The 8,749-nt window shown below is 47.4% G+C and carries 8 protein-coding genes; 4 read left to right on the forward strand and 4 right to left on the reverse strand.

Features of this window, described 5'->3' with window-relative positions; all coding sequences use genetic code 11:
- The first annotated feature begins 6 nt into the window (after positions 1–6).
- From ftsY to ffh, 3 genes are all read left to right on the forward strand, one after another.
- Positions 7–1,338 (forward strand): signal recognition particle-docking protein FtsY, encoded by a 1,332-nt coding sequence (gene ftsY, locus QOR82_RS04110; protein WP_283583501.1) that lies wholly within the window; start codon positions 7–9, stop codon positions 1,336–1,338.
- Positions 1,339–1,350: 12 nt separating this feature from the next.
- Positions 1,351–1,692 (forward strand): putative DNA-binding protein, encoded by a 342-nt coding sequence (locus tag QOR82_RS04115; protein WP_283583502.1) that lies wholly within the window; start codon positions 1,351–1,353, stop codon positions 1,690–1,692.
- 80 nt (positions 1,693–1,772) lie between these two features.
- The gene (gene ffh, locus QOR82_RS04120; protein WP_283583503.1) at positions 1,773–3,221 is read left to right on the forward strand and encodes a signal recognition particle protein; all 1,449 of its coding nucleotides are present in this window, start codon (positions 1,773–1,775) and stop codon (positions 3,219–3,221) included.
- A 73-nt stretch (positions 3,222–3,294) separates the two neighbouring features.
- Here ffh and QOR82_RS04125 read toward each other — a convergent pair whose 3' ends face one another.
- Positions 3,295–4,296 carry an aldo/keto reductase gene (locus tag QOR82_RS04125; protein WP_283583504.1) on the reverse strand — a complete coding sequence of 334 codons (1,002 nt, stop codon included), beginning with the start codon at positions 4,294–4,296 and terminating at the stop codon, positions 3,295–3,297.
- A gap of 207 nt (positions 4,297–4,503) precedes the next feature.
- Between QOR82_RS04125 and QOR82_RS04130 the strand changes: the two genes are divergently transcribed.
- A complete protein-coding gene (locus QOR82_RS04130) occupies positions 4,504–5,388 on the forward strand; it encodes an aldo/keto reductase (RefSeq protein ID WP_283583505.1) in 885 nt (294 codons plus the stop codon).
- A 95-nt stretch (positions 5,389–5,483) separates the two neighbouring features.
- On the opposite strand, the gene efp is transcribed toward QOR82_RS04130, so the two are convergent.
- From efp to QOR82_RS04145, 3 genes are all read right to left on the reverse strand, one after another.
- A complete protein-coding gene (gene efp, locus QOR82_RS04135; protein WP_283583506.1) occupies positions 5,484–6,041 on the reverse strand; it encodes an elongation factor P in 558 nt (185 codons plus the stop codon).
- A gap of 295 nt (positions 6,042–6,336) precedes the next feature.
- The gene (gene feoB / locus QOR82_RS04140) at positions 6,337–8,325 is read right to left on the reverse strand and encodes a ferrous iron transport protein B (RefSeq protein ID WP_283583507.1); all 1,989 of its coding nucleotides are present in this window, start codon (positions 8,323–8,325) and stop codon (positions 6,337–6,339) included.
- Entirely contained in the window at positions 8,318–8,539 is a 222-nt protein-coding gene (locus QOR82_RS04145) for a FeoA family protein (protein WP_283583508.1), read from the reverse strand. The genes feoB and QOR82_RS04145 overlap by 8 nt, the downstream gene beginning before the upstream one ends.
- Between the last annotated feature and the right edge of the window lie 210 nt (positions 8,540–8,749).

An 8,749-nucleotide genomic window follows, 5' to 3' on the forward strand; every position in this document is an offset into this window, starting at 1 on the left:
GAAACAATGGGATTATTTGATATTTTTCGTCGTCACAAAAAAAAGGAGCAAATCCAACCAAACCAAACCAAAAGCGAGTCGCTCAGTGCGATTAGCGAATCTTTGACTGGTTCAATCAGCAGTAGTCCGTCAACTAGCCATTCACTCAGCCTACGCCAGGCTGTATCCAGCACACAAGAATCGGTTAGCCACAGTCTAAGCCAGTCTACGACGTCTATGTCAGTTTCATCTAGTGATAGCCTGTTGACTTCCGCAACTGAATCTGTTGCTGGATCATCTTCGGTCGCCAATTCCAGCGAATCGGTGGCTAGCAATGAGATACGCTCACTGGTCAACAATAGTGATCAGCAGCCGGTTGCGGCGGAAAAGGAAGCCGATACCGCTGGCACCGACCACCAGACCGTTGAGAAGAAATACGATAACGGTCTTGCCAAATCGCGGCATGGTTTTGGGGCGCGACTGAATCGCTTCTTGGCTAACTTCCGTCACGTCGATGAAGACTTTTTTGACGATTTAGAGGATTTGTTGATTGAGTCGGATGTCGGCGTTGACATGACAACCAAGCTGTCGGATGAATTGCGCGATGAAGTCAAGTTGCAAAACGCTAAGACCAAGCAGGACGTTTCAAACGTTATCATTGAAAAGATGGTGGACTTGTACGAAGCAGCCGGCAAGGGCGAAAACGCTGCTATCAATTTTGCTAAAGAAGGACCGACCGTCATTATGTTTGTCGGGGTTAATGGTGCCGGTAAGACAACGACGATCGGAAAAATGGCGGCTATGTACAAGCATCAAGGCAAAAAAGTCATCCTAGCCGCTGCCGATACTTTCCGGGCCGGGGCAACCGAACAACTGGATGTTTGGGCTAAGCGAGACGGAGTCGATATTGTCACCGGCCCAGAAAATGGCGATCCGGCGGCCGTCGTTTATGATGCAGTTAAGAAGGCTCAGTCGGAAAACTACGATATCTTGTTAGTGGACACGGCTGGTCGACTTCAAAATAAGATCAATTTGATGAAGGAATTGGCTAAGATGAAGCGGGTTCTTACGCGGGAAATTCCTGCTGCACCGCACGAAGTCTTGCTGGTGGTGGACGCAACGACGGGGCAGAATGCCTTGAGTCAGGCCAAGCTCTTCAAGCAGAATACTGATGTCACCGGGATTATCCTCACGAAGTTGGACGGAACTGCCCGCGGAGGGATTGTTTTGGCTATCAGAAATGAACTCCATTTGCCAGTTAAGTATGTTGGTTTGGGCGAAAAGGTTGACGACTTGCAGCCGTTTAATGCCGAAGAGTTTGTTTACGGACTGTTCAAGGGTTTGGTCACAACAAAGTAGGAGGTCGTTGGGATGGAACTTGAAAAAAATGAGCGAATCAATGACTTATTGGAGTTCTACTCCCCACTTTTGACTAAAAAACAGCAAGAATACATGCAGCTGTATTATGGTGATGATTATTCACTTGGCGAGATTGCGGAAAATTTTCAGGTGAGCCGGCAGGCCGTTTACGATAATATTCGACGCACTGAAAAAATATTAATGGCTTATGAAGCCAAGCTCCACCTGGCATTGGAATTCGATCTCCGCAACGATAAGCTTGATCAGCTCAGCCGTTACGCTCAGCAGCACTATGCGGGCGATACCAAACTGCAGCGGCTCATCGGTCAATTAGACCACTTGGAAGCAGAATGAACCGGCAGAGCAAGTGTTTGGCTGTGATATAATCGATTAAGCAATTTTTAGTGTGAATCTTAAATCAGGAGTTGGCAATAATGGCATTTGAAGGATTAACTGAACGTCTCCAGAAGGCGATGGAAAAACTGCGCCGCAAACCAAAAGTCACGGAGACCGATCTACGTGACACGATGCGCGAAATTCGCTTGGCATTGCTTGAAGCGGATGTTAACTTCGGCGTTGTTAAGAAATTCGTGAAAACGGTTCGCCAGGAAGCGGCCGGGGCGGAAGTCCTTAAGGGGCTCAATCCTGCCCAGCAAATCGTCAAGATTGTTAATGAGCAATTGACGAAACTGATGGGTGAAGAGGCCGTGCCGTTGAACAAGGCTAAACACATCCCGACGATTATCATGATGGTCGGTTTGCAAGGTGCCGGGAAAACGACAACAGCCGGCAAACTAGCCCTGCGATTGAAGGATGAACAAAAAGCGCGTCCACTGTTCATTGCGGCTGATGTTTACCGGCCCGCGGCTATTACTCAATTAAAGCAGGTTGCTGCTTCTATTGATGTTCCGGTCTTTGATGAAGGGACTGATGTCAATCCGGTCAAGATCGTTGAGGATGGTTTGGCCCAGGCCAAAGAACAACACAACGACTATGTGATCATCGATACGGCCGGACGGTTGCAAATCGATGAAAAGTTGATGGATGAATTGGCCAATATCAAGGAAGTAGCCCATCCGGACGAAATTCTGCTGGTGGTCGACGCCATGACGGGGCAAAACGCTGTTAACACGGCTCAGGGCTTTGATGACAAGCTTGATATCACCGGGGTCGTCCTCACCAAACTGGATGGTGATACCCGGGGCGGGGCAGCTATGTCGATTCGTTCCGTCACTGGCAAGCCAATCAAGTTCGTCGGTGAAGGGGAAAAGATGACCGATCTGGACGTCTTTCATCCTGATCGAATGGCTTCCCGGATTCTCGGAATGGGTGACATGATGACCCTGATCGAGAAGGCCCAGAAGAACTATGATGAAGAACAAGCCCAGGAAACGATGGATAAGATGCGGTCTAACACCTTTGACTACAACGATTTCGTTGAGCAATTGGACCAGCTTCACAAAATGGGCTCTCTTGAAAACATCATGAAGATGATTCCGGGAATGGCCAATAATCCGGCCTTGAAGAACGTCAACATGCCACCGAAGGAAATGGATCATTTGAAGGCCATTGTGATGTCGATGACCAAGGAGGAGCGGGCCAACCCAGACTTAATGAGTCCTAGTCGGCGCCGGCGGATTGCTGCTGGATCCGGTCGACCGATCGTTGAAGTCAATCGGATGATCAAGCAGTTCAATCAAATGCGTAAAATGATGAAACAGGTGTCCAACGGCAACATGGGTGGTCTGTCCAATATGTTTGGCGGCCAGATGCCTGGCGGTAAGATGGGCCAGATGGCGATGAACCGGATGTCGCGAAGTATCAAGAAGAATCAGCAGCGTAAATACAAAAAACTGCGGAAATTACGGCGTCGGCGTCATTAATAAACGGAAATTCAATTAAAAAAGATTGCCAGCGGTGAGAGATGTTTCACTACTGGCAATCTTTTTATGCTAGTTATTTTTTATCGAGAAGAGTTACTCCCGCTGCGGGGTTATGATCAATTGCCCCGATAATGGGATGTGGTACGTATGGTTCTTCCAGGTAGGCAATGTCTTCGTCGCTGAGTTTGAGCTTGAGGGCGTTGACAGCGGAGTCAAAGTGGTGGGCCTTGGTGGCTCCAATGATCGGTGCGGTGACACCCTTGTGCCACTGCCAGGCAATGGCCACTTCTGACATCGGCACCTCGTACTTTTCAGCGATTTTATGCAGATGTTCGATGATGTGGATATCATACTTCTCCATCCCGTCGTACTTACCTTTGATAACACGGTCAGTCTTGCTGTGAAGCGTTTCCGCATTCCAGCTTGGCCGAGTTAGATGACCGCCTGCTAGGGGACTATATGGCATTAAGGACATGTGCATTTGTTTGCAGATCGGGATTAGTTCCCGTTCGTCTTCACGGTAGAGCAGGTTGTAGTGGTTTTCCATTGTTTGGAATTGGGCCCAACCGTGATCCCGCGCAGCTAATTGCATGTTATAGAGTTGGTAGCCGTACATTGCCGAAGCCCCAATAGCCCGGACCTTGCCGGTTTTGACCAGATCATTTAGTGCTTTCATTGTTTCTTCGATCGGGGTGTCGTAATCGAAACGATGGATAATGTATAAGTCGAGGTAGTCGGTCCCCAAACGTTTGAGAGTACCGTCGATTTCGCGGTGGATTGCCGTTTTGGAGAGCCGGCCGGGATTGAAGTAAACCTTGGAAGCGATGACGACCTTGTCCCGACTAACGTTTTTCTTGAGGGCCTTGCCGAGGTACTCCTCACTGGTGCCTTTGGAATAGACATTGGCGGTATCAAAAAAGTTACTCCCTAAATCCAGGGCGTGTTTGACGACTTTTTCTGTGTCAGCAGAATCGAGGGTCCAGTCGTGCATTGTCCCGGCTTGGCCGAAACTCATGCAACCGACACAGAGCTTCGATACCTTGATGTCAGTTGTGCCGAGCGTATCATATTTCATGTTAGTTACTCCTTTGCTTACATTATAAATGCTGGGAAAATTGAGTTGAAATGCCGATCTTGACTGCTTTGTCATAGCTCGGTTGTATAGCAATTAGTATACTTCGAACGTATCCTGCTATGTTGTTTTTGTAATTTTCTTTTGGCTTTGTTGGCCTTACTATATAGTCATCAGCTAATGATCTATGACAAGAAAGGGAGATTGAATATGTCAGATATTAATGTACCAACAGTTAAATTGAACAACGGAGTTGAGATGCCAACGCTGGGCTTTGGTGTTTTCCAAGTGCCGGACTTGAGCCAGGCTGAACAAGCCGTAACAGATGCGCTTAACACTGGCTACCGTCTGATCGATACGGCTGCTGCTTACCAAAATGAAGAAGCCGTGGGTCAGGCGATTAAGAAGAGCAGCGTGCCGCGTGACCAAATCTTCGTTACTTCCAAGCTCTGGGTTTCTGACTTTTCTTACAAGCGAGCCAAAGCGGGAATTGACGCTTCGCTGCAGAAATTAGGCCTTGACTATATGGACCTCTACCTGTTGCACCAACCTTATGGCGACACGCTGGGCGCATGGCGGGCTCTGGAAGAGGCGCAGAAAGCAGGTAAGATTCGGGCAATCGGGGTTTCAAATTTCTACGCTGACCAGCTGAAGAATTTGGAATTGACAATGCCAGTCAAACCTGCCGTCAACCAAATTGAAGTCAACCCGTGGTACCAACAGAGTCAGGAAGTAAAGTTTAACCAAGACGAAGGCGTTCGGGTTGAGGCTTGGGCACCCTTTGCTGAAGGTAAGCACCACATCTTCACTGATGAGACGATTGCTAAGATTGCTGCGGCTCACGACAAGAGCAACGGCCAAGTAATTCTTCGCTGGCTGTTGCAACGCGGTATCACGGTTATTCCGAAGTCAGTTCACCAGAACCGGATGGTTGAAAACATCGATGTCTTCGACTTTGAGCTCAGCGCAGATGAGATGAAACTTATGAATAGTCTGGACAAGAAGGAGAGTCAGTTCTTTGACCACCGTGATCCAGTAACGATTGAACAGATCTTTGGTTCATCCTTGAAGGCTGTTCGCGATAGTGAGGACTAAACTGAAAGCTAATAATATCTTCTAATACGTAAATAACGCAAAAAAAGCTTGCCGGCGATTAAACCGACAAGCTTTTTTTGTAGATTTAGTTTGGATTAAGCACGTGACTTGTATGAACCATCAGTGGTGTTAACAATGATCTCGTCACCATTCTTAACAAAGGCTGGGACGTTAACAACCAGACCGCCTTCCATGGTAGCAGGTTTGCCACCGCCGTCGATGGTAGCTCCCTTGATCATTGGTTCAGTCTTGGCAACTTTCAGAGTTACCGTTGCTGGCAGTTCAACGCCAACCAATTCAGAACCAACAAATTCCAAAGTCAAGTTCATGTTTGGAACGAGGTAAGGAACATCGGAAGCAATTTGGGCCTTGTCGATGTTGTACTGGTCATAAGTTTCGAGATCCATGAAAACGTAATTGTCTTCTTCGTTGTAAAGGAATTGAGCATCCTTCTTGTCGATAGTAACGTCTTCAACCTTTTCAGATGGCCGCATTGTCGTTTGAACGATCGCACCGTTGCGCACGTTCTTGATCCGCATCTGCATCAAGGTATTGCCTTTACCAGGCTTGTGGTGGTTGATCTCCATCACTTGGAATAACTTGGTGCCTTGCTTAAATACCATGCCCTTCTTCAAGTTAATTGTTTGGAGCATCGTAAAACCTCCTCAGTGGAAATAAGATTGAGTGGTCGAACGGTTTATTGTGACGATCACCTCATAACTTCTAGCATACTATAATTTAAAAATTTGTACAGCCTAAAAAGGCGACTAATGTTTGATTGTTCGCATTTTTCTGGTTGTCATCTGTTGTTTGATCGGGCAGTGATAGTCGCAAGCGGCACACTTGCCTTTTTTTGCGCGTCTAAGACTTTTGACCAGCTGCCAGACAGCCAGGGCGACAATGAAAATGACGATGACGAGATTAATAAATAATTTCATGAGGAACACCTCAAATCACTAAACTAGCAAGTTGAAAAATCAGCGTGGCCACCAAGTAGGCGATCACTAAACTGGAGGCTACAGAAATTGCCGGCCATTTGTAGGAACCAGTTTCGGCCTTGATTGTTCCGATGGTGGCAAAACAAGGCGTGTAAAGAAGAATGAAGACTAACAAGGCGTAAGCCGCAATTGGGTTGAAGAAGTGGCCGATCGAGGCAATGAGGGAGGCCTGACTGGAAGTATGAAACATCACCATCATGCTCGAAGTGATCACTTCTTTGGCCAGGACACCGATGATTAAGGCGCTGACCGGTTGCCAAGTGGTGACACCAAGTGGGTGGAAGAGCGGCAACAGTGCATGACCAATGGTGGCCGCAAAACTAGCATCCGCGTGGGTTGTGAAGCCGTGGCTTGAAAAATTTGTTAGGAACCAAATCAGGACGGTCCCGGCAAAGATCACCGTCCCGGCCTTGTGGACGAATCCCTTGCCCTTATCCCAGGTACCGTGCAGGATGATTTCAAGACGTGGCAGATGATATTCTGGCAGCTCAATGGCAAGCAAGGATTCATGGCGCAGGTCAAAGATAAGCTGGTATAGCTTGGCGACCAGGAGAGCGACGACAATTCCCAAGAAATATAATGATAGAACGATGATCGCCTGATGGTGCGGGAAGAAAGCAGCTACAAAAAGGCTATAGATTGGCAAACGGGCGGAACAGGACATAAATGGTTCGATTAAAGTCGTTACCAATCGTTCCTTTGGCTGTTGAATGGTGCGGGCAGCCATGATTCCAGTGACGTTGCAACCAAAGCCAATGATTAAAGGGATAAATGACTGACCACTCAAGCCGATTGACTCCATCAAACGGTCAGTTACCAGGGCGGCCCGGGCCATGTAGCCCGAATCCTCCAGAATCGTGATGCAAGCGAAGAGAACGAAGATTTGCGGGATGAAGACCAGCACGCCACCGACCCCGGTGATGATCCCGTTGACGATTAAGGAACGCAGAACAGGAAGGGCCCCGATGGATGTCAAAAAGTGACTGACGGTTGTTGAAAAAGGCCCCGAAATCCACGAGTCGAGTAGATCGGACAAGGGGGTGCCGACCCAGTCAAAGCTAATTTTGAAAATCAGCCAGAAAATGCCAACAAAGACTAGAAGACCCAAAAATGGCTGAGTTGCGACTCGGTCGATTTTGGCAGTTAATGACGGTCGTTGCTTTGATAAGTTGACGATGAGGCACTCCCGCAAAATCTGCTGAATAAACTGAAGTCGTGTTTCGTAGATTTTTTTGCTAAAGTGTTCCTTGTCGGCTACCTTGCTCATTGTAATCAGAGAAGTAAAACCTTGCTTACGAGCAAAATGACGGACCGCTGAGTTTTGGTTGAAGGCTTCGATAGTCAGCCAACGGGCAAAGCCAGCATCCAATCCCGAATGTTTGACTAATTCGGCTTGAACTTTAGTGATGGTGGCGCCTACTTCTTCGGGGTAGGCGAGCTGCAAGGCTTGCCATTTGAAAGAATCAGCAGTGATTTCGTTACGAAGTTTTTTGACCCCTTCGTGGTTACGGGCGTTAGTGGTGATTACCTGGCAACCCAGCAAGCGAGCCAATTTTTCTGTGTCGACATCGTAGCCGCTACGGTGTAGATCATCAATCATGTTAAGATCAACAATCATTGGGCAGCCGCGTTCGATCAATTCGATTGTCAATAATAGATTACGCTGGAGCTGGTTGGCATTGATGACGTTGAGAACCAGATCTGGTTGATTGTTGAGAAGATAGTTGGTGACGACGGCTTCGTCTTTGGTCAGTGGACTCAAAGAGTAGATGCCGGGCAGGTCGACCAGTTGGGTTGCAGATCCTTTTAAGTGTCCGACTTTTTTTTCGACGGTTACACCTGTCCAATTGCCGACGTAGGCATACTGGTCGCTGATAGCGTTAAAGATAGTGGTTTTGCCAGTGTTGGGATTGCCAATAAAAGCGACGGTCTTATTCATGATCGCTTACCGTAATCGAAGCGAAAAGGGGGTAACGCAGTCCGATGCGTTGTCGCTGATACTCGATCACGACAGGTCCGTGGAGGGGAAACTGCCGGACAACACGCACTTTTACCCCGTTATGCAAACCCAGGTCGTGGAGCCGGCGGACGACAGGAACAGCCAGTCTTTCCAGGTGGCTAATGATTCGTTTGTTGTTTTTGACTTCATTCATTCTTTTAGCACCTCAATATTCCAATAATATATAACTATTATGACACTAAAAATAAGCGCTAACATATTTTTAAACAATATTCCGGTCTTAACGTGGCAAAATGAATATTCTAAAATAAATTGATGATGGAATATGATGCGTACCCCCAAAGTTGGAAATCGACTTTGGGGGTATTTTTTTATGACTAAAATTAGCATAAACACTAAGCTT

The sequence above is a fragment of the Limosilactobacillus difficilis genome (assembly GCF_947387495.1).
In the GTDB taxonomy this organism is placed as follows: Bacteria; Bacillota; Bacilli; order Lactobacillales; family Lactobacillaceae; genus Limosilactobacillus; species Limosilactobacillus difficilis.